24 protein-coding genes and 1 tRNA gene are annotated in these 19,891 nt (G+C 64.8%); 11 read left to right on the top strand and 14 right to left on the bottom strand.

The features are described 5' to 3' along the window. Positions 1–17: 17 nt before the first annotated feature. Positions 18–1,169 carry a glutamine-hydrolyzing carbamoyl-phosphate synthase small subunit gene (gene carA / locus JX25_RS07745; protein ID WP_128254454.1) on the bottom strand — a complete coding sequence of 384 codons (1,152 nt, stop codon included), beginning with the start codon at positions 1,167–1,169 and terminating at the stop codon, positions 18–20. Positions 1,170–1,306: 137 nt separating this feature from the next. Here carA and JX25_RS07740 point away from each other — a divergent pair, with 137 nt between their 5' ends. Together JX25_RS07740 and JX25_RS07735 are read left to right on the top strand one after the other, a co-directional pair. Then, the gene (locus JX25_RS07740; RefSeq protein ID WP_128254453.1) at positions 1,307–1,762 is read left to right on the top strand and encodes a GatB/YqeY domain-containing protein; all 456 of its coding nucleotides are present in this window, start codon (positions 1,307–1,309) and stop codon (positions 1,760–1,762) included. An 81-nt stretch (positions 1,763–1,843) separates the two neighbouring features. Continuing rightward, entirely contained in the window at positions 1,844–2,032 is a 189-nt protein-coding gene (locus JX25_RS07735; protein ID WP_128254452.1) for a DUF3008 family protein, read from the top strand. Here the strand turns inward: JX25_RS07735 and JX25_RS07730 are convergent. Further along, positions 2,029–3,417, bottom strand: coding sequence for a cbb3-type cytochrome c oxidase subunit I (locus tag JX25_RS07730; RefSeq protein ID WP_128254451.1), 1,389 nt, complete (start codon positions 3,415–3,417; stop codon positions 2,029–2,031). The genes JX25_RS07735 and JX25_RS07730 overlap by 4 nt on opposite strands. Before the next feature lie 48 nt (positions 3,418–3,465). Further along, on the bottom strand, positions 3,466–4,140 hold the full coding sequence (gene lipB / locus JX25_RS07725; RefSeq protein WP_421780798.1) for a lipoyl(octanoyl) transferase LipB: 675 nt from the start codon (positions 4,138–4,140) through the stop codon (positions 3,466–3,468). A 127-nt stretch (positions 4,141–4,267) separates the two neighbouring features. On the opposite strand from lipB, the gene JX25_RS07720 reads away from it, so the two are divergent. From JX25_RS07720 to JX25_RS07700, 5 genes are all read left to right on the top strand, one after another. Then, positions 4,268–4,354 (top strand) — tRNA-Leu (locus tag JX25_RS07720). 125 nt (positions 4,355–4,479) lie between these two features. Further along, positions 4,480–4,794, top strand: a complete 315-nt coding sequence (locus JX25_RS07715; RefSeq protein ID WP_128254449.1) for a hypothetical protein — start codon at positions 4,480–4,482, stop codon at positions 4,792–4,794. Between the two features lie 84 nt (positions 4,795–4,878). Then, on the top strand, positions 4,879–5,487 hold the full coding sequence (locus tag JX25_RS07710; protein ID WP_128254448.1) for an N-acetylmuramidase family protein: 609 nt from the start codon (positions 4,879–4,881) through the stop codon (positions 5,485–5,487). Further along, the gene (locus JX25_RS07705) at positions 5,484–5,771 is read left to right on the top strand and encodes a hypothetical protein (RefSeq protein WP_128254447.1); all 288 of its coding nucleotides are present in this window, start codon (positions 5,484–5,486) and stop codon (positions 5,769–5,771) included. The genes JX25_RS07710 and JX25_RS07705 overlap by 4 nt, the downstream gene beginning before the upstream one ends. Beyond that, positions 5,704–5,961, top strand: a complete 258-nt coding sequence (locus JX25_RS07700) for a hypothetical protein (RefSeq protein ID WP_128254446.1) — start codon at positions 5,704–5,706, stop codon at positions 5,959–5,961. Before JX25_RS07705 ends, JX25_RS07700 begins: the two co-directional genes overlap by 68 nt. On the opposite strand, the gene JX25_RS07695 is transcribed toward JX25_RS07700, so the two are convergent. From JX25_RS07695 to JX25_RS07670, 6 genes are read right to left on the bottom strand one after another with little or no spacing between them, the layout of a single operon-like run. Beyond that, complete coding sequence (locus JX25_RS07695) at positions 5,920–6,855, bottom strand: AEC family transporter (RefSeq protein ID WP_128254445.1); 936 nt, start codon at positions 6,853–6,855, stop codon at positions 5,920–5,922. The two genes, JX25_RS07700 and JX25_RS07695, sit on opposite strands and share 42 nt — an antisense overlap. Beyond that, on the bottom strand, positions 6,852–7,637 hold the full coding sequence (locus JX25_RS07690; RefSeq protein WP_128254444.1) for an MBL fold metallo-hydrolase: 786 nt from the start codon (positions 7,635–7,637) through the stop codon (positions 6,852–6,854). Before JX25_RS07690 ends, JX25_RS07695 begins: the two co-directional genes overlap by 4 nt. Next, the gene (locus tag JX25_RS07685) at positions 7,634–8,425 is read right to left on the bottom strand and encodes a TatD family hydrolase (RefSeq protein ID WP_128254443.1); all 792 of its coding nucleotides are present in this window, start codon (positions 8,423–8,425) and stop codon (positions 7,634–7,636) included. Before JX25_RS07685 ends, JX25_RS07690 begins: the two co-directional genes overlap by 4 nt. Next, a complete protein-coding gene (locus JX25_RS07680) occupies positions 8,422–9,516 on the bottom strand; it encodes a DNA polymerase III subunit delta' (RefSeq protein WP_128254442.1) in 1,095 nt (364 codons plus the stop codon). Before JX25_RS07680 ends, JX25_RS07685 begins: the two co-directional genes overlap by 4 nt. A gap of 36 nt (positions 9,517–9,552) precedes the next feature. Continuing rightward, positions 9,553–10,173 (bottom strand): dTMP kinase, encoded by a 621-nt coding sequence (tmk, locus tag JX25_RS07675; protein ID WP_128254441.1) that lies wholly within the window; start codon positions 10,171–10,173, stop codon positions 9,553–9,555. Beyond that, positions 10,170–11,345, bottom strand: coding sequence for a D-alanyl-D-alanine carboxypeptidase family protein (locus JX25_RS07670; RefSeq protein WP_128254440.1), 1,176 nt, complete (start codon positions 11,343–11,345; stop codon positions 10,170–10,172). The genes tmk and JX25_RS07670 overlap by 4 nt, the downstream gene beginning before the upstream one ends. A 154-nt stretch (positions 11,346–11,499) precedes the next feature. Between JX25_RS07670 and JX25_RS07665 the strand changes: the two genes are divergently transcribed. Next, complete coding sequence (locus JX25_RS07665; RefSeq protein WP_128254439.1) at positions 11,500–12,792, top strand: adenylosuccinate synthase; 1,293 nt, start codon at positions 11,500–11,502, stop codon at positions 12,790–12,792. A gap of 7 nt (positions 12,793–12,799) precedes the next feature. On the opposite strand, the gene JX25_RS07660 is transcribed toward JX25_RS07665, so the two are convergent. Continuing rightward, complete coding sequence (locus JX25_RS07660) at positions 12,800–13,357, bottom strand: hypothetical protein (RefSeq protein WP_164876004.1); 558 nt, start codon at positions 13,355–13,357, stop codon at positions 12,800–12,802. 201 nt (positions 13,358–13,558) lie between these two features. Here JX25_RS07660 and JX25_RS07655 point away from each other — a divergent pair, with 201 nt between their 5' ends. Further along, entirely contained in the window at positions 13,559–14,215 is a 657-nt protein-coding gene (locus tag JX25_RS07655) for a thiamine diphosphokinase (RefSeq protein WP_128254437.1), read from the top strand. Positions 14,216–14,218: 3 nt separating this feature from the next. On the opposite strand, the gene JX25_RS07650 is transcribed toward JX25_RS07655, so the two are convergent. Both JX25_RS07650 and JX25_RS07645 read right to left on the bottom strand, forming a co-directional pair. Then, positions 14,219–14,626, bottom strand: coding sequence for a hypothetical protein (locus JX25_RS07650; protein WP_128254436.1), 408 nt, complete (start codon positions 14,624–14,626; stop codon positions 14,219–14,221). Positions 14,627–14,629: 3 nt separating this feature from the next. Next, positions 14,630–15,832, bottom strand: a complete 1,203-nt coding sequence (locus tag JX25_RS07645) for a pyridoxal phosphate-dependent aminotransferase (RefSeq protein WP_128254435.1) — start codon at positions 15,830–15,832, stop codon at positions 14,630–14,632. Between the two features lie 85 nt (positions 15,833–15,917). Here JX25_RS07645 and JX25_RS07640 point away from each other — a divergent pair, with 85 nt between their 5' ends. Beyond that, positions 15,918–16,178 (top strand): succinate dehydrogenase assembly factor 2, encoded by a 261-nt coding sequence (locus JX25_RS07640; protein ID WP_128254434.1) that lies wholly within the window; start codon positions 15,918–15,920, stop codon positions 16,176–16,178. Between the two features lie 63 nt (positions 16,179–16,241). Next, complete coding sequence (locus JX25_RS07635) at positions 16,242–16,739, top strand: MarR family winged helix-turn-helix transcriptional regulator (protein ID WP_128254433.1); 498 nt, start codon at positions 16,242–16,244, stop codon at positions 16,737–16,739. Here the strand turns inward: JX25_RS07635 and JX25_RS07630 are convergent. Beyond that, positions 16,733–18,691 carry a capsular polysaccharide biosynthesis protein gene (locus JX25_RS07630; protein ID WP_128254432.1) on the bottom strand — a complete coding sequence of 653 codons (1,959 nt, stop codon included), beginning with the start codon at positions 18,689–18,691 and terminating at the stop codon, positions 16,733–16,735. The two genes, JX25_RS07635 and JX25_RS07630, sit on opposite strands and share 7 nt — an antisense overlap. Then, the gene (locus JX25_RS07625; protein WP_128254431.1) at positions 18,688–19,818 is read right to left on the bottom strand and encodes a polysaccharide biosynthesis/export family protein; all 1,131 of its coding nucleotides are present in this window, start codon (positions 19,816–19,818) and stop codon (positions 18,688–18,690) included. The genes JX25_RS07630 and JX25_RS07625 overlap by 4 nt, the downstream gene beginning before the upstream one ends. Positions 19,819–19,891 lie beyond the last annotated feature (73 nt).

Raw genomic sequence — 19,891 nt, 5'->3', positions numbered from 1 at the left:
GGTTAATCCGCCATTAATCAGGCGCGGCGGGCCTGCATGGCTTCTGCAAACCGTTCGAACAGGTGATAGCTGTCTTGCGGGCCGGGGCTGGCCTCGGGGTGGTACTGGACCGAGAACACAGGCTTGCCATCCAGACGGATGCCGCAGTTGGAACCGTCGAACAGGCTGACATGCGTTTCCAGAACGCCAGCGGGCAGGGTCTGGCTGTCGACCGTAAAGCCGTGGTTCATCGACGTAATCTCAACCTTGCCGGTGTCATTGTCTTTCACCGGATGGTTGGCGCCGTGGTGCCCATGGCTCATCTTTACGGTCTTTGCGCCAAGCGCCAGCGCCAGCATCTGGTGGCCAAGGCAGATGCCGAAGACCGGCACATCCTTTTCCAGAACGCCCTTGATCATCGGCACGGCGTATTCGCCGGTTGCCGCAGGATCGCCGGGGCCGTTCGACAGGAACACGCCTTCGGGGTTGAGGGCCAGCACCTCTTCCGCGGTGGCGGTGGCGGGCAGAACCGTCACGTCGCAGCCGGCCGATGCGAGACAGCGCAGGATGTTGCGTTTCGCACCGTAATCGATGGCGACGACCCGCAGCCCTTCGCCCTCACGCCTGGTGAAGCCTTCGGGCCATGCCCAGCGCTTTTCATCCCAGCGATAGCTTTGGGCGCAGGTCACGTCCTTGGCAAGATCAAGGCCGACAAGGCCGCGCCACCCTTTCGCCTTCGCAACAAGGGCGGAAATGTCGAAGTTGCCATCAGGATCATGTGCCAGCGCGGCATGGGGTGCGCCCTGCTGGCGGATCGCGCGGGTCAGCCGCCGCGTGTCCAGGCCGCCGATGCCGATCCGGCCTTTCAGCCGAAGCCATTCTGCCAGTTCGGTCGTGGCGCGCCAGTTCGACGGTTCGGTCGGATCCCATTTGACGACCATGCCGGCGGCAACCGGATCAGCGGTTTCGTCATCTTCTGCCGTGGTGCCGACATTGCCGACATGCGGGAAGGTGAACGTCACGATCTGCCCTGCATAGGAGGGGTCGGTCATGATTTCCTGATAACCGGTCATGGAGGTGTTGAAGACCAGTTCGGCCACCGTTTCCCCGACGGCACCGAAGCCGCGGCCATAGAACACCGTCCCGTCGGCCAGCGCTAGGCAGGCTGTGGGTTTGGATTGCGGCTCCATCGCGCGACTCCTTTTTTTGCATTTGGATAAACGGGCGGAACCTATGGTCTGGAGGGGGCATGGTCAAGGCTTAACGCGCGTTGCGCATGCGGGCCTTGATCTGTATTCTGCGCCACTGGAACAGCAGGAGTTCTTTTATGACAATCCGCGACAAGCTGCAGGCTGCGCTGAAGGATGCCATGCGCGCGAAGGAGGCGGATCGCCTTTCGACGCTGCGCCTGATCAACGCCGCCGTCAAGGATCGCGACATCGCCGCCCGCGCCGAGGGCGAGGAAGTCGTGCCCGATGCAGATATTCTTGCCGTGCTGGGCCGCATGGTCAAGCAGCGCCAGGAAAGCGCCCGCGTTTATGAAGAGGGTGGCCGCACCGATCTTGCCGCTAAGGAACGGGCCGAGATCCGCGTGATCGAGGATTTCCTGCCCCGCCAGCTTTCGCCTGCGGAAGTGGAACAGGCGATCGACAACGCCATCGCGGAAACCGGTGCGACCAGCCTGCGCGACATGGGCCGCGTGATGGCGCATCTGAAGGCAGAATATACCGGGCAGATGGATTTCGGCGCCGCCGGGGCGCAGCTGAAGGCCCGTCTCGGCTGACATCCGCCTGTTCAGGGAACCTCTGGCCTTGGTGCGTGTTGCAGCGACTTGTGACCCGACGCACCAGAAGGAGGCTTTCCCGTGAACGCTCAGGTCCGATCCGAGTACTTTACCGAATGTGCGGGGGCGGCTTTGTCCGCCCGCCGTGGCTTGCTGAACGCGCGTGCACTTAACCACCGTTCGCGCGACATGTATGACATGCTGACACTGGCAGAGCTGGAAGAAATGGCCCCGCCCGATCTGGCAGGGCCGCAGCGTCCGGCGGGTTAGGCCTGCCGGACCTGGGCCGGTGCGGGTTCCCCTGCCACTTCGGGCAGTGTTACGCGCTGTCCGAAGCGCAGGGACCAGCCGACTGATCCGACGAACAGCGCGAAGGACAGGAATGACAGGGTGGCGCCTGCGTTCTGCCACATCTCGGTCAGGCCGGGCAGGAATGACAGGTTCACACCCGCGAACATCATCAGCGCCTGCAAGCGGCCCGAAACGTCGGGCAATGCGCGGCCGGTTATCATCGGCAGCCACAGGTGCAGCCCGGCGAACAGCCCGAACACCGCGCCAAGGCCAAGCGCGTAGTGAAAGCGTGCGATCGTGCCTTCTGTACCTGCGAGGGCCAGCAGAACAGCGCCGAGAATCAGTGCGACGAACCCGCAAGCCCAAAGCAGCGGCGCATCGAAGGGACGCGCCCCGCCGGCCAGCGTCAAGATCCACATCATCGCCGCGAGCAGTGCGGGCGGGATGAAGGCCCATGTCGCGATGCCGAAGAACCCTTCCTCGCTGACGCCAAGGCCGTTGGTGTAAAGTTCCTGCATCCAGAGCGTAACGCCGAGGCCCGCCAGTAGTGCCATCGCAGCCAGTACGGCCGGACGGCCGACCAGCGGGCGGCCTGCGCGGATCGCGATGATGTGGCTGGCGATGCCGATGGAGGGAAGGGCGATCACGTAAAGCTGCGGATGCGCAAAGAACCACAGGATCTGGCGCATCGCCTCGGCATCGCCGCCCTGGCGCGCCAGCAGGTCTGCCGCGCTGCCCTTGCCAAGTGCCAGCATCAGCGCTGCGCCTGCCACCGTCGGCACCGCCAGCAGGACAAGGCCGGCGGCGATTGTCAGCGACCACGCGAAAAGCGGTGCACGGTCCAGCGTGACCCCCTCGGCGCGGTGATTAAGGAAGGTGGTGATCGTGTTGATCGCACCAAGGATTGCCGAAAGCCCCGTCATCGCCAGTGCTGCAAGTGCCAGCGGGGCCGACGACAGCGCCATCGCCACAACCGCCATCAGCAGGGACGCGGCATAGATCCACCAGCCGGTCAGCGCCATCCGCGGGAAGGCAAGATCCTTCGCGCCAATCAGCGAGGGAAGAAGCCACAGCCCCAGCCCGCTGCACAGCGCCGGCATCAGCGTGAAGAACGCCATCAGCAGCCCGTGCGAAGCGGCAAGCACGGGCCAGAAGCCCGAATCAGTGCAGGGACGCGCGGCATCGGCAATCAGGCGGATGCCGCCCTGACACAGGTGCTGCAGGCCCGGTGAGGCAAGTTCCAGGCGCATCAGGGCCGTCAGTGCCAGCGAAAGAACACCTGCCAGAACCGCCGTCAGCAGGAAACGCAGACCGATCATGCGCGGATCGGTTGCCGGAAGGCGGTGGTTCAAGAGGTCGGCCATGGGCCCTCCGTTCTGGCTGGGGCGCGGCGCCCGGCTGTTGAGGGCAGGTTATACTGCCGTGTCCGTGCCGTTCAACTCGGGGAAGTGGCGCGGGAACGTCGCCATCAGGGCCGTGTCCACATCCTCCATCGTGACGGGCAGACCCAGATCGACAAGGCTCGTGACACCATGTTCGCGGATGCCGCAGGGCACGATGCCGTCGAAATGCGACAGGTCGGGTTCGACGTTCAGGCTGATTCCGTGGAAGCTGACCCAGCGGCGCAGCTTCACGCCGATCGCGGCGATCTTGTCTTCGCGAACGGCGCCCGTAGGGCCGGGGGCCTTGTCGGGACGCGCGACCCAGACGCCGACACGCCCTTGGCGACGTTCGCCCCGCACGCCGAATTCGGCCAGCGTGTCGATCACCCAGTTTTCAAGCGAACACACGAACTGGCGCACATCGCGCCCGCGGGCGCCCACGTTCAGCATCACGTAAGCGACACGCTGCCCCGGCCCGTGATACGTGTATTGCCCGCCGCGCCCCACGTCGAAGACGGGAAAACGGTCGGGCGCGACCAGATCCTCGGCGCGGGCAGAGGTGCCTGCGGTGTAGAGGGGGGGATGTTCAAGCAGCCAGATCGCCTCCTCCGCCTCGCCGCGGGCGATGCGGGCGACCCGCTCCTCCATCGCGGCAAGGGTGGCGGCATAATCGGCGTGACCGGGAAGGTGGGTCCAGTCCATGATGGGCCTTTCTGTAACGCCATCACAGATGGGCGAATCCGCCGCCGGATACAATCGCCGATCGACTGCAAGAATCCGCTTTTCATCGCGCGGAACGTCAGTTAAAAGCCCGACACCAAGCCAAGGCAGTGCGGTCGTGGCGGAATTGGTAGACGCGCAGCGTTGAGGTCGCTGTGGGGTAACTCCCGTGGAAGTTCGAGTCTTCTCGACCGCACCATTTTGAACCAAGGGCGGGCTGCAAGGTCCGCCCTTGTTCGTTGCGCTCCCCACCGTACGGTCCGCTTTCCCCACCTTAACCCGCGACAGGCACCTTTGCGTCATCAACGCGGAAAGGGGCGGGGAATGGATGGCTGCGGCATGGCGCTTTGTGCGCTGGGATCGGAAGGGGCGCGTACGGTGCTGGCCGGCGCCTTTGGCGGGCTGACCCGCTGGATTGCCTCGGAACAGCGGCGCTTGAAATCGGCGGTGCTGGCCGTGGCCGGCGGGGCGCTGGCAGGCCACTATCTTTGGCCGATGAGCCTTTGGGCGCTGGGCATGGATGCGGCGCCGCAGGCGATTCCCATGGCGGCCTTCATTTCGGGCACGCTTGGAATTTCCGGCGTGCGCATGTTCGGCGCGATCTGCGAAAGCCGCGCGCGGAGGCTGCACGATGCCTGAGCTGCTGATCCGTCTTGCCCGCGAAGAAGGCCGCGCCTGGGCGCTGGCCACGATCATCACCTTCATCATCTGGGGATCAAGCCTGTGACACTCAGCTTCCGGGGCCGCGCAGAGCGGCTGAACGACTTCGACCTGCCCGAGATCGGCGCGCTGATCGGCGTGGGTGAGGATGAACTGCATGCCGTGATCGAGGTGGAAACTGCGGGCGGCGGATATGATTCGCAGGGCCGTCCGCGCATGTTGTTCGAGCCGCATGTCTTCTGGCGCGAATTGCCGGCAGCAAAGCGGAAGGGGGCTGAACGGGCAGGCCTTGCCTATCCCGTCTGGGGCACGCGGCCCTATCCCAAGGACAGCTATCAGCGGCTGGCACTGGCGCGGTTGCTGGACAACACGGCGGCGCTGCGGTCAGCGTCGTGGGGGATGGGGCAGATCATGGGCTTCAACCACAAGGCGGCGGGGTATGACACGGTTCAGGGTATGGTCGCGGCCTTCATGGACAGCGAGGCGGCCCAACTTGAGGCTATGGTGAACTTCATCCGGTCCGAAGGGCTGGATGACGAGTTGCGCCGCCATGACTGGTCGGCCTTTGCCCGCGGCTATAACGGTGCCGGCTATGCCCGCCACGGGTATCATACGCGTTTGGCGGCGGCCTATGCCAAGTGGGCGCGAATTCCCGATACGGTCGTGTCGTGAAGTGGGTGCTTGCCGTGCTGCTGCTTTGCGCCGCTTCGGGCGCGCAGGGCTGGCGGATGGGGCACGGGGCGGCAGAAACGGAGGCGGCGCTGGCGCTTTCTGCCGCGCGTGCCGAGGCCTTTCGCGCTGCACAACTTGCGGGGCGGGCGGAAATCGCGCGCCTTGTCGCCGCCGCTGAACGTGACCAGCTTGCCCAAGCCCTGGAGGATGCCGCCCATGCGGACCCTGACGCCGATTCTGTCGTTTTGCGCGCTGACAGCGTGCGCCGCATCGCCCGCCGATAGGCCCGCGCCGCCGCCCAGCCTGCTGGTGCCCTGCGCGGCCCCGCAAGGCCTGCCCGACCGCAGCCTGACGCAGGCCGAGGTGGAGCTGGCATGGGGCCGCGACCGCACCGCCTTGCGCGATTGCCGCGACAGGCTGGCGGCGCTGGCGTTATGGCAGGATATGCAGCCAGAGCCAGATGGAAACCAGTGACGCTGCCGTCGCGATCAGCACGCTGGACGCGCTGACGCGGCGTGCCACCCCATAGACGTTGGCGAACAGATAGGCGTTCATTCCGGGCGCCATTGCTGCCGTCACCACAGCCGACCGGATCTGGCCGACATTGAGCCCGACGGCGTGGCCGATAAGATAGGCAACGCCCGGATGGACGACCAGCGACAGGAAGCAGACCATGGTGATCAGCTTCGCATCCCCCTCGGGGCGGTAACGGCACAATGCGCCGCCAAGGCCGAACAGGGCAGCCGGCAGGGCGGCGCGAACCATCATCTGCAGCCCGCCATCCACCGCGGTGGGAATCGCAAGGCCGCTGAAGTTCCACGCAAAGCCCAGCATGATCCCGATGACCAGCGGCTGGCGCACGATGGCCCGCAGGATCTGCCGCGCAAGCTGCAGGGGGGACAGGCCCGTGCCGCGGGCGCGCGCAATCTCCATCAGGGCGATGCCGCTGCCGTAAAGGATGGGCGAATGCAGCGCGATGATGGTGAAGTTCCCTGCCAGCGAATCGGGCCCGTAGGCCCGCTCCATGATGGGAAGCCCCATGAGGAGGGAATTGGAGAACATGCAGCAGAACCCGATGGCCACCGCATCCTCGGCCGGGCGCCTGAAGATGAAAAGCACGGCAAGGATGCCGATTGCGAAGCAGACGAACGCGCCGGTATAGAAGGCGAGGAAGATCCCCGGCTCGAAGCTGTTGGCGATGTCCAGCGTGGCCATGTTGCGAAACAGCAGGCACGGAACCGCGAAGTTCTGCGCGAACCGCAGGATGCCATCCACCGCACTGTCCTGCATCAGGCCGGACCTGCGCGCCCAATAGCCGAAACCGATGACGAGAAAGACAGGAAGGATGACGTCGAGGAGCGCACTCACCCCTCGATCCTCATGCCGTCGAAGGCGGGGCGGACATGCGCGGGCAGTTCGCCCAGCAGCGTGTCGTAATCCATGTCCAGGTGCATGTTGGTCAGGATCGCGCGTGCCGGGGCTGCGCGGGCGATCCACTCCAGTGTCAGTGCCAGATGCGCGTGGCTTGGATGGGGATTGCGGCGCAGCGCGTCCACGATGAACAGGTCAAGGTTTTCCAGCGCGGGCCAGCTTTCCTCGGGGATGTCGACAGCGTCGGGAAGATAGGCGACATTCCCGATGCGGAACCCGAGGGCATGGATGGCGCCATGATCCGCGCGGAAGGGAAGAAAGGGTATCGGCCCGCCCGCGCCCCGAACCTCGAACGCACCGTCGATTGGATGCAGATCGCAGATGGGCGGATAGCTGGAGCCGACGGGCTGCACAAAGGCATAGGCAAAGCGCGAGAACAGCGCATCCTGCGTTTGCTGGTCGGCCCAGACGGGCAGGCGGGTGCCGGTGTTGAACACGATCTGGCGCAGATCGTCGATGCCGTGCACATGATCGGCATGAGGATGGGTGAAGACGACTGCATCCAGCGTGCCCACGCCTGCATCCAGAAGCTGGTCGCGCATGTCGGGCGTGGTATCGATCAGCACGCGGGTGGTGCCGTCCGGCCCGTCCCGTTCGACCAGCATCGAGCAGCGGCGGCGCCGGTTCTTGGGATTGGCGGGGTCGCAGCTTCCCCAATGGCCGCCCAGCCGGGGCACCCCCCCGGATGATCCACAGCCGAGGATGGTATGCCGCATCATGCCGCCGCCTTTGTAAACAGCCGGTCGAAGTTGGCGGTTGTTGCGGCGGCGAAGTCTTTCAGCGAGAGGCCGAACACCTCGGCCCCGACCTTTGCGGTATGGGCGGTATAGGCGGGCTCGTTCCGCTTGCCGCGGAAGGGGGGCGGGGCCAGATACGGGCTGTCGGTTTCCAGAAGGATCCGGTCCAGCGGCGCGGCAGCGAAGATGTCGCGCAGCGCGCCCGATTTCGGAAAGGCCGCAATGCCCGACATGGACAGATAGAAGCCCAGATCCAGCATCGCCCTGCCCAGTTCCGCCGAGGAGGAGAAGCAATGCATCACGCAGGAATAGGTGCCGGCGCGGTGTTCCTCGGTCAGGATGCGGGCCATGTCGTCATCTGCCTCGCGGGCATGGATGATCAGCGGCAGGCCGGTCTGGCGCGCCGCCTCGATATGCACGCGCAGGCTTTCCTGCTGAACGGCAGCGGAATCGCCGCTGTAATGGTAATCAAGGCCGGTTTCGCCGATGCCCACGAACTTGGGATGCGCGGACATGGCAACAAGCTGGTCCACCGTGGCCATCGGCTCTTGCGCCGCGCTCATCGGGTGGGTGCCGGCGGCATAGAAGACGCCGTCATGGCTTTCGGCGATGGCGCGCACCTGCGGTTCGTTGCGCAGGCGGGTGCAGATCGTGACCATGCGCGAAACGCCTGCGGCGCGGGCACGGGCAATCACCTCGTCCCGCTCGGCGTCGAAATCGGGGAAGTCCAGATGGCAGTGGCTGTCAACGATCAAGGGGATAAGGCTCATTGATTGCGGGCGACCAGGGCCGCCGTCTCGTCGATTCTGAGGAACATATCCATAAGAAGGGCGGCAGGGTCAAGGTTGACCGCCCGCCCGCGCCGTGCACGCAGGCCAAGGGTTTGCTGAAGTTCGGCCCATTGGCGGGCGGACAGGGGATCGGGGGACAGGCGTTCGATCACGTCCGCCTCGCCCCTTGCGGCTTCGGGCGGAAGCTGGCCAAGGGTGCCGGCCCGCGCCATTCGCGCAAGGAGGCGGTCCACCAGCCCCACGATCATGTCGAAGCGGGCTTCGGCCCCACGGCCCGCACCGCTTTCGGCCAGCGCCAGTGCGCGGCCACGATCCATGCGGGGCAGGGTGCCCAGCAGATCCACCAGCTGCTGGTAAAGCCCAAGGCCGCCCACGTTCAGCAGGCGCACGGCCTCGCCCACAGAGCCGCCGCCGAGTTCGGCCAGCGGCACCGGATCGTCCACTTCGGCCCCCGCCTGCGCCAGCGCGTCGCGCATCTGATCGGGCGTCAGCGCGCCCAGCCGCAACTCGCGGCAACGAGAGCGGATGGTGGGCAGAAGGCGCTGCGGCTGGTGGCTGATCAGGATCAGGGTGACGCCGGCCGGCGGTTCCTCCAGCAGTTTCAGGATGGCGTTGGCACCGGCCGGGGCAAGTTCATCGGCCGCGTCCACGATGGCGACGCGCCGCCCGCCATCGGCGGCCGAAAGGGTGAAGAAGGTCTTCATCTTCCGCACCTCGTCCACGCGGATATCGGCGGAAAGGGCCGATCCGGTGGCATTCGCCCCCCGCCGCAGCAGGAACAGGCGCGGTTCGGACAGGGCGGCGATGCGGCGAGCCACGGGATGGTCGGGCGGCACATCCATGCCGGAGCTGCCATCCTGCGCCAGAAGGAACCGTGCGATCCGCCATGCAAGGGTGGCCTTGCCCACGCCGCGCGGCCCGGTGATCAGCCAGCCGTGATGCAGCCGTCCCGAACGGTGGGCGTCAAGAAACGCCGCCTCGGCCGCGGAATGGCCAAACAGCATCGGCGTTTCGCGGGGATGGGGGGCACCCTCAACGCGGTCGGGTTCGGGAAGCTCGGTTTCGGCCATGGTCATACCTTGTTCGCCGCGTGGCGAGGGAAACTTCTATGCGCTGTCCAGATGCGCCAGCGCTGCCGCCAGCACATCCGCCGCCACGGCATCGGCATCGCGGCCCCCGTCGATCACGCGGAAACGGCCGGCCTGCGCAAGCTGCAGGAAACCGTCGCGCATCGCCTGTTGCAGCGGCAGGCCCATATCCTCGAACCGCTGCTCTCCCCCGCGGGTACGGGCGCGGGCAAGACCAAGGGCGGGATCAATGTCGATCAGGAAGGTCATGTCCGGCTCGGTGCCGATCATGGTGCGGTGCAGCAGGTCGGTTTGTTCGGACAGTCCCCCGCGCAGGCCCTGGTACATCCGCGTGCTGTCGGCGAAACGGTCGGATATGACGATCCCGCCCGCCTCCAGCGCCGGAAGGATGGTCTTTTCCAGGTGGTCGCGCCGCGCCGCGGTGAACAGCAGCAGCTCGGTCATTGCGGACCAGCGGTCGGGGTCCCCCTCCAGCACGAGGCGGCGGATCTGTTCCGCCCCCTCGCTGCCGCCGGGTTCGCGCGTCAGGGTCACGTGATGGCCGCGCGACCGCAGGCTTTCTGCCAGCGCGCGCGCCTGCGTGGATTTGCCCGACCCGTCGATCCCTTCGAAGCTGAGAAATACGCCCCGGCGGGTCACGAGGCGGATTGCCCGCCAGCAGTGTCGGCCGCAAGGAAGCGGTCGGCCAGAACGCGCGCGGCGGTCATCAGGCGTGTGCCAAAGCCGCCTGCGGGCACGTCGGTTTCCGCCACAAGCGCGATCGTCTGGTCATTCATGCCGGGCACGCGAATATGCATCTGCGCCAGTTCCTGCCCCTTGGCGACGGGGGCCTGCACGGGGCCGGTATAAACGATCTCGGCGGTGATCTGGTCCTGCGACTGCACGGGCACCAGCAGCTTCACCTCCTGGGGGGCGACAAGGCCAACCTGCGTGGCTTCGCCCATCCAGACATCGGCGGCGCCGACGCGCTGGCCCGGCTGGATCACGCTTTTCTGTGCGAACTGGCGGAAGGCGAAGTTGGCGATGGCCTCGGCCTCGGTTGCGCGGTCCGCATTGCTTTGCAGGCCGTTCAGCACGAACACGATGCGCCGCCCGTCGGTTCTGGATTCGGCCGATCCCACAAGGCCATAGCCCGACTGTTCGGTATGGCCCGTCTTCAGCCCGTCGGCCTGCCAATCGCCCGCGCGGATATCCAGCAGCGGGTTGCGGTTCTGGGAGTTTGCGGGCACGCGGTTCTTGTAGTCGAACGAGCGGACGGCGAAGTTCTGGTAAAGTTCAGGGAATTCGGTAATCAGGCGCACGGCCAGCACACCCAGATCATGCATCGACATCAGGTGGTCGGGATGCGGCCAGCCCGAGGAATTGGCGAAATGGGAATCGTTCAGGCCGAGCTGGGCGGCCCGTTCGTTCATCATCTCGGCGAAATGTTCCTCGGTGCCGCCAAGTCCTTCGGCGACCACGACGCAGGCATCGTTGCCCGAGTTCACGATGATGCCGTGGATCAGTTCTTCCACCGTGGGGCGGTCATCGGGTTTGACGAACATCTTCGACCCGCCCATCCGCCATGCCTTTTCCGAAACGGGGAAGGTGGTGTCCATCGTCACGCGGCCTTCGTGCAGCGCCTCGAACAGCATGTTCAGCGTCATGAGCTTGGACATGGAAGCCGGGTGTTCCGGCACATGGGCATTCTTGTCCAGAAGCACGGTGTGCGTGGTCATGTCATAAACCCAGGCCGAGCTGGCACGCGTGTCGAACGCGTGGCCAAGGGCCGGCACGGCGGTCATCAGGAGGGCGAGCATCAGCCGTTTCATTGTATCGGTTCCCCAGGGCAGTCAGTTCTTGCGCGCGCAAAGCATAGAAGCGGATCGCGGCCGAGGGAAGCCACGCTTGCGTTAGGGGTTTCCGTTGGGGCCGCCAGCGGCTATGACACGCACGGTTTGACCAAGGACCGGAAAGGACCGCCATATGGCCAATGTCGTCGTCGTCGGCGCCCAGTGGGGCGACGAAGGAAAAGGCAAGATCGTTGACTGGCTCAGCGAGCGCGCGGATGTCATCGCGCGTTGTCAGGGCGGTCACAATGCCGGCCACACGCTGGTCATCGGCGAAAAGGCGTTCAAGCTGTCGCTGCTGCCTGCGGGCATCGTGCGCGGTGGCAAGATCTCCGTCATCGGGAACGGCGTCGTGCTGGACCCGTGGCACCTTGTGAGCGAGATCGAGAAGCTGCGCGGGCAGGGTGTGGAAATCACCCCGGAAAACCTGCTGATCGCGGAAAACGCGCCGCTGATCCTGCCGCTGCATGGCGAGCTGGACCGCGCCCGGGAATCGCAGGCTTCGGTTGCCAAGATCGGCACCACGGGCCGCGGCATCGGCCCGGCCTATGAGGACAAGGTTGGCCGCCGTGCCATCCGCGTGGCCGATCTGGCCGATGATGCCACGCTGGAACTGCGGGTCGATCGTGCGCTGGTACATCATGATGCGCTGCGCCGCGGCCTTGGGATGGAGCCGGTGGATCGCGATGCGCTGCTGGCCGCCTTGCGGGAAATCGCGGTGCAGGTGCTGCCCTATGCGGCACCCGTCTGGAAGGTGCTGAACGAATCCCGCCGCGCCGGCAAGCGCATCCTGTTCGAAGGGGCGCAGGGCGCGCTGCTGGACATCGATTTCGGCACCTATCCCTATGTCACCTCCTCCAACGTGATCGCGGGTCAGGCGGCGACGGGAACGGGCCTTGGCCCCAATTCCATCGATTTTGTTCTGGGCATCGTCAAAGCCTATACCACCCGCGTGGGCGAAGGCCCGTTCCCCGCAGAGCTGAACGACGATGATGGCCAGCGTCTGGGCGAGCGTGGGCATGAATTCGGCACCGTGACGGGGCGCAAGCGCCGCTGCGGCTGGTTCGATGCGGTTCTGGTGCGTCAGACCTGCGCCACCTCGGGCGTGTCCGGCATCGCGCTGACGAAGCTGGACGTTCTGGACGGTTTCAAGACGCTGAAGATCTGTACCGGTTATGAACTGGATGGCCAGAAGCTGGACTATCTCCCCATCGCGGCGGACCAGCAGGCGCGTTGCACCCCCGTTTACGAAGAAATGGACGGGTGGAGCGAATCGACCGCCGGCGCCCGTTCGTGGAACGATCTGCCCGCAGCCGCGATCAAGTATGTGCGCCGGATCGAGGAGCTGATCCAGTGCCCCGTCGCGCTGCTCTCCACCTCCCCCGAGCGGGACGACACGATCCTTGTGACGGACCCCTTCGCGGACTGATCCGCGATCAGCCCCTCATCTCTCGCAGAAAGACCGAGCGGGAGGTGAGGGCGAAGCGGTTACGATCCTGTTTTTCCAGGATCGCAACCGCAACAAGTTCTTCGAACGCTTCCACCATCGCCTCATGCGTGATCGTGCCAAGACTGGCCACGTGCCGCAGGATTTGCGGGCGCGTGAACGTGGCGCGATGTTCCATGCACACCGAGAAAACGGCCGCGGCCTCCACCAGTTCGGGCGGGGTTTCGGCGCCCAGCCGGTCGGCAAGGCAGGCAAAGCCGGTAGAGCCGGGGGCAGGTTCGGTCCTTGTCCGTCGGGGCGCGGTATTCGCAGTTCCGTCCAGCCGGTGGGCGGCGCGCGTGGCCACCAGATCGCGAAGGTGGCGAATCGCCAGCTGGCGTCGCTGGGCGCGTGGCTCGTTCATCTGGCTGTCGGCTTCCTTGATCAGGCGGTCCACCGAAGGATCGGCTTCTTCGGGCGTGGGTTTGGCGTCGCGCGCCTGCGGGGCCGCCCCGAAAGTAGGGTCGGTTGCTGCAAGCGTGCGGAAGTGCGAGGTAACTTGCTTCATGGTGTTGAACGGATCATCAAACCCCTCCAAAGTGCAGGAGAAGGTTCCGTATGAGACGGTCAGGATTTTCTTCGGTCCGTTCATATGGTGCCCGCCCCTCGGGCCCGATCCGGGTCGGCAAGTTGGTAATCAGATCGTGGTCACTTCAGGGATGGAACCTGTCCGTTCGCCATCTTCATGGCGCGTTGCCCCTTCACTCGCATGATGACGCGGATTGTTCAATCATCGCAGGCTGTAACGCTTGTGGCTGGCGGGCCGGTGACGCGACGTGATCTGCGGCTTTGCACCGCACGTGCGCCCGTTCTGGTGGCGGCCGATGGCGGGGCCGACCGGGCGCTTGCCGCAGGGATGGAGCCGGAGGCGGTTATCGGCGATCTTGACTCCATTTCGGATGGTGCGCGGGTGCGGCTGGCAGGCCGTCTGCATCATGTGGCCGAGCAGGAAAGCACGGATTTCGAAAAGGCACTGAGGTATGTGGAGGCGCCGCTTATTCTTGCGGTGGGTGTGGCGGGTGCGCGTGTGGATCATGGGTTTGCCGTGTTGAATGCATTGGTGCGCCATTCCGGCCCGCCCTGCATCCTTGTCGGGCCGCAGGATGTAATCTTCCATGTTCACGAAACTGTCAACCTGCGGTTGAAAGTGGGGGATCGGATCTCGTTGGTGCCGATGGCGCGCATCGCCGGACGGTCGGAAGGACTGGTGTGGCCCATCGACGGGCTGACCCTTGCGCCTGACGGACGGATCGGCACCTCCAATGCCGTTGCGGCGCCGGATGTGGTACTGTCCTTCAACAGGCCCGGAATGCTGGTGATGCTGCCACGCAACCGGCTGGACACAGCGATCCGCGCGATCACCTGACGCTTATTCGTTCGGATCCCTTGCACGCTCGGCCGCGCGCCGCACAAGGACCGAACGCAGATCGTGCATCGTCATCAGCAGATCGTTGGTAACAGCATCAAGCTGTTCATCCGTCGCCTTGCTTTGCGCCCACTGGGCGGCAAGGTTCATCTGCTCCATCGCAGTGCGTATGGCTTCCATCTCGCGCAGGGCCAGAAGGCTGCGGCGCGCGGTGATCCACGCGCCGATCGCTTCTTCCTCGTCCCCGGTCAGGACGCGATCCCCCTGGTTCTTGAACTCGCCCTTGGCGATGTTCACCGTCGCGACATGCTCCATGTCCAGACGCCGGTGGCGGTTCTCCGTGTCCAGCCGGAACACGAGCGCGCCGTTGTCGCGAATGCGGAAATAAAGATCGGGGGATTGCTTGGCCATTACTCAGCTCAGACTGTCACAGAACCGTTGGATGCGGGTGCAGGCTTCGCGAAGCACCTCGTCGGCAGTAGCATAGCTAACGCGGAAGTTCGGGGACAGGCCGAATGCCGCGCCGAAGACCACGGCCACGCCTTCCTCTTCCAGCAGGGCATTCGCAAACACCTCGTCATCCGTGATCTTCGTGCCGGCGGCGGTCGTCTTGCCGATGCAGCCCGAGATGTCGGGATAAACATAGAATGCGCCTTCGGGGGTGGGGCAGGTGACGCCCTTCGCCTTGTTCAGCATGGACACCACAAGATCGCGGCGGCGCTGGAACAGAGCCTTGTTCGCCGTCAGGAATTCCTGCGGGCCCGTCAGCCCTTCCAGCGCCGCATATTGCGAGATGGAGCAGGGGTTGGAGGTCGATTGCGACTGGATCGTGCCCATGGCCTTGGTCAGTTCCACCGGGCCGGCGGCATAGCCGATGCGCCAGCCGGTCATGGCATAGGCCTTGGACACGCCGTTGCAGGTCAGCGTGCGGTCATATAGCGCGGGTTCGACCTGCGCGGGCGTGAAGAATTCGAAATCGTCGAACACAAGGTGTTCGTACATGTCATCGGACATGATCCAGACATGCGGGTGCTTCAGCAGCACCTCCGTCAGGGCCTTCAGTTCGTTCTTCGTGTATCCCGCGCCCGTGGGGTTGGAGGGGGAGTTGAAGATGAACCACTTGGTCTTGGGCGTGATGGCCGCGTCCAGCGCCTCGGGCGTCAGCTTGAAGTTCGTCTCGATTCCCGCGACCACCGGAACGGGCGTGCCACCGGCCAGCAGCACCATGTCGGGATAGCTGACCCAGTAGGGGGCCGGGATGATCACCTCGTCGCCGGGGTTCAGGGTGGCCACGAACGCGTTGTAAAGGATCTGCTTGCCGCCGGTGCCGACCGTCACCTGGTTCGGTTTGTAGGAAAGGCCGTTTTCGCGCTGGAACTTGTCGCAGATGGCCTGCTTCAGTTCAGGGATGCCGTCCACGGCCGTGTATTTCGTCTTGCCCGCGTCGATGGCGCGCTTGGCCGCATCCTTGACGTTCTGGGGCGTGTCGAAGTCGGGCTCGCCCGCGCCAAGGCCGATAACATCGCGCCCCGCGGCCTTCAGTTCCCGCGCCTTGTTGGTCACGGCGATGGTGGGGGAAGGTTTGACGCGGGAAAGGGTATCGGACAGGAAGGCCATGGCGGCTCCTCAATTTGAAGTTTTCGCGCAACCGTCTTAGGGTCAGCGCAATTTTCGATCAAGCCTCCGGAGAGGGAGAAAAGAAATGGATGACCGGCTCAAGCGGCTGTCGATGCGGTCGTGGCGACGCGGCATGAAGGAAATGGACCTGATTCTTGGTCCGTGGTCCGATGCGAATCTGAAAAATCTTCCGCAAGAGAAGGTAGAGCTTTACGATCTGCTGCTGGAAGAAAACGATCAGGATCTGTTGTCCTGGATGCTGGGCCAGCGGCCGATCCCAGAGGGACCGATTGCACCGCTTGTTTCCGAAATCGCCGTCTTCGCACGGGAGCGTTTCAGAAAATAAGGGCGATTTACCATATGTTTCCAATTTCTGCCGAATGTGTTCGTGTGATTATGGAGACGTGTGATGGATATGTCCGCCGAGCTCATCGATGGATCTGCAACAGCCATGCTGTCGAGCTATCTGGAAACGTTGAGCCTGGTGGAACGGATGCACCGCCTGTTGCTGGATGTCGTGAAGGATGAATTCGAGAGGATCGGCCTTCTTGAAATCAACTCCGTGCAGGCGTTGCTTCTTTTCAACATCGGCGCCAACGAAGTCACCGCGGGGGAGCTGAAAAGCCGCGGTTTCTATCAAGGCTCCAATGTCAGCTACAACCTGCGCAAGCTGGTGGATCTGGGATACATGCATCACGAACGTTCGGCGGTTGATCGCCGTTCGGTGCGCGTGCGGCTGACCGACAAGGGATTGAAGCTCAGAGCACGGCTGGCGCAGCTTCTCGAACGTCATGTCTTCGGACTGAACGATCGCGGCCTGCTGACGCTGGACATGCTGGAAGATGCAAACAGTGCGCTTCGCAAGATGGAGCGGTTCTGGACCGAGCAGATCCGCTATATCTACTGACGCCAAAGATGGGCGCGGCTGGCCAGCGCCCCCTGCGCCTTGGCCAGCATCCGGTTTCCGGGGCCGGGGCGGGGGATGGTGCCGTGGATCAGCCGTTCCGCCACCACCTCGGGCGGGCAGGGGCGGCGGGTGACCGGATCGAAATATCGCGGATAGGCGATGAGCGCGGCATGTGCCACCTGCCACAAGGGGCGCGGCGCGCGCCGGAACGGAACAGGCCCCAGATCGCGCGTCAGGCCCCAGCCGGCATAGAAGGGGGCGCCAAGGCAGGTCACCTGCAGGCCGCGCAGCAGCGCCTCGAAGCCCAGAAGGGAGGTCATGGTCCAGACCTCCTGGCAGGAGAGAACCAGCGCCATCGGGTCGGCATTTCGCGCAATAATGTCGGCGTCGCGTGCCTCGGTCGCGCCGGGGCGCAGGCCAGCTTCCACATCGGGGTGCGGCTTGTAGATGAGGACGGCATCGGGATGCGCCGCGCGGGCCGCTTTCAGCAGATCCTCGTTCCGCCGAACGGTGCCGCCGCCAAGGCGGATGGAGGCGTCATCCTCCACCTGTCCGGGGATCAGGATGCGGTGGCCTTGCGGCATGTCGGGCACCGCGCCGCCAAGGTTGTATTTCGACACCCCGCCCGCCTTCAGCGCTGCGATCAGCCGTTCTATCCGAGCTTCGGCCCCCGCTGGCGGCGGTGCGAGGATCAGCCTTTCCAACCGGCTTTCGCGCGAGGGGTCGTAGTAGATCCCCAGATCATCGGCGACCAGCGAAAGGGGGGGCACCAGCTCCGCCCCCAACCCCCTGGAGCGTAGGAAGCCGTCTTCCACGCGTCGGATCACGGGGGCAGACAGGCCCGCCGGTTCCCGTCCAGCCCAGATCAGCAGGCCAGCACCCCGATCGGTCGCCTCGGCGGCAGCCTTGGCTGGATCCTGAACGAAGCGCAGCGGCTTTTCCCCGCCGAAAACGGCCTGCAGGCGGTTCCGTTTCCACAAGCGCATGCCGGTTGCGACATGGCCGTGGCGATCGTCGCGGAAGGCGCGGGTTTCCGCCTCAAGCTGGTCCACCGCCTCTTCGAAGGTGCAAAGGCGGTCGCGGCACGGATCATGCCACAAGGGCGTCTGGATCATGGCGGCTGCGAAAAGCTGCTGCACCGAAGGGCGTGCGCTGCGTCGGGGGAAGGACACTTCGTCAACACTCAGGCCCCAGCCGGCATAGAAGGGCGTACCGAAAACCCGGGGGCGGTGACCGGCAAGGATCGCCTCGAAGCCCAGTTGCGACGAGACGGTATAAACAGCGTGTGCCCGCTCCAGCAGCTTCCATGGCGACACGGGGGTGGTCAGCGTTTCGATATCGCTGAAATGGCCCCCGCGCAGGCCACCAATCGTTTCCGGATGGGCCTTGACGACTATTCGCATACCGGGATGTTCTTCCCGCGCCGCCACCAGCATCCGCGCGAAAGCGGCGTCACCGGCATCACGGGTGGAGGCATCGCCGCGCACCTGATCGACCACCAGCACGAAACCCGGGGCGGGCAGCGCCGCATCGGGATCGAAACTGTTGTACTTGCTAAGATCCAGTGCCCGCAGGCGCGCAATACCTTCCTCCGCACGGGCCAGAAGGTCAGGTTCCGCAGGTTCGTGCAGGGCCGCTTCGATGGACGACCGGCGGCTGGCATCGAAATGCACCGTGTTGTCCAGAAACACGCCAAGTGGACCGCAGCGACGCGCCCGACCGGGATGGACAGAGCGGAGGAAGGCATCCTCCAGCCGCAGCAGGGGCACACCGCGGGCCCGTGCCGCCGCCTCGCCCCGCCGTGCAACGGGGCTGTGCCCCCAGACCACAACGGCATCTTCGGGGCCAGGAAGGCCGATCCGCAATTCGTACCCCGCCAGTTGCAGGATACGACGAATGCGGGCCTGCCGAAGCAGACCCGCATTGTAGAAGAACAAGCGCCTTGGCGTCACCTACCGACTCTGGTGACCGAGTTGGCCGCGTTTGTCGTGCCAAGGATGGCCTGAACGGTTTTCGTCCACTGGGCAAACGGCGCTTCGGTCACATAGATCGTATCGCGATCCTGCACCCGGAAATCACGCGCCTGGAACATGCCCGAAGGTTGGGTCAGATCCAGAACATAGGCCACACGCTGGCTGCCCACGATATCGGTGCGGCCCGTCAGCTGGCGTACGGTTTCGGCCGGCTCATCCCGGAACACGAAAACGCCTTTCGGATCGGCGAGATTGGTTTGAAGGCCACCGACCTGCGCAATGGCTTCCAGCGCCGACATCTCCGCCTGCTCGAACGGGACAACAGATTGGCCGGTGGCGCCAAGTGCGATGAAGCGGCGACGGTCGCGTTCGACGGTGATCACGTCGCCATTGCGCAGCGCGATATCAAGCGAAGGGTTGTCGTAAAGATCCTGCAGGCGAACGGTGCCCGTCTGGTTCCCGCGCGTTACCCGCACCACCGTCGCCGAGGGTTCATCGACCGAACCGCCTGCAAGCGACAGAACGCGAAGAAGCGTGCGCGACGGCTGCGCCAGTGGATAAATGCCCGCAGCGCCCGCCGTTCCGGTGACGGACACCGTGGCGCCATCGCCGGCTACGCGTTGCACCAGAACCTGCGGATCGGGCGTCTGGTTCTGCAGCGCATTGGTGATGGACTGGCGAAGCGCTTCCGGCGTCTGCCCGGCAGCGCGGATGCGGCCGGCATAGGGCACGAAGATGAACCCGTCGCCTGCCACCTGCACCTCGCTGAGGGAGGAAACCCGCTGGCCGCTGTTTCCCAGAAGCGGATCGTCGCGGACGTTCTCAAAGATCGTCAGCGTCAGCGTATCGCCCGAGGAAATGGTGTCCGGCCCCACCTCTGCCGCGCTGCGGAAGGCGGAACTGAAGCCGAAATTCGTGGGATCGTTGATGATCCGGTTCACCTGCGGCGTTACGGTGAAGATGAACGAATCCCCGCCGTTCTGCACCGAACCGGCGAAGATTTCCTTTTTGTTCGGGCCGGAGCGGGGAAGCCCACACGCTGCGACCGTTGTCATAAGGGTAACGAGGATGGCCCCCCGGGCCAACCGCACTGCGTTCGACTTCACTTGCCGCTCCATTCAGGTCGCATTTTTCATGGATACTACATTAGGATGCCCGTGATGTGACCCCTTAAATCGC

The sequence above is a fragment of the Falsirhodobacter deserti genome (assembly GCF_004015795.1).
Taxonomy (GTDB): domain Bacteria; phylum Pseudomonadota; class Alphaproteobacteria; order Rhodobacterales; family Rhodobacteraceae; genus Falsirhodobacter; species Falsirhodobacter deserti.
Note: the sequence above shows the minus strand (reverse complement) of the source record. Positions and strands in the feature narration are given on the sequence as shown.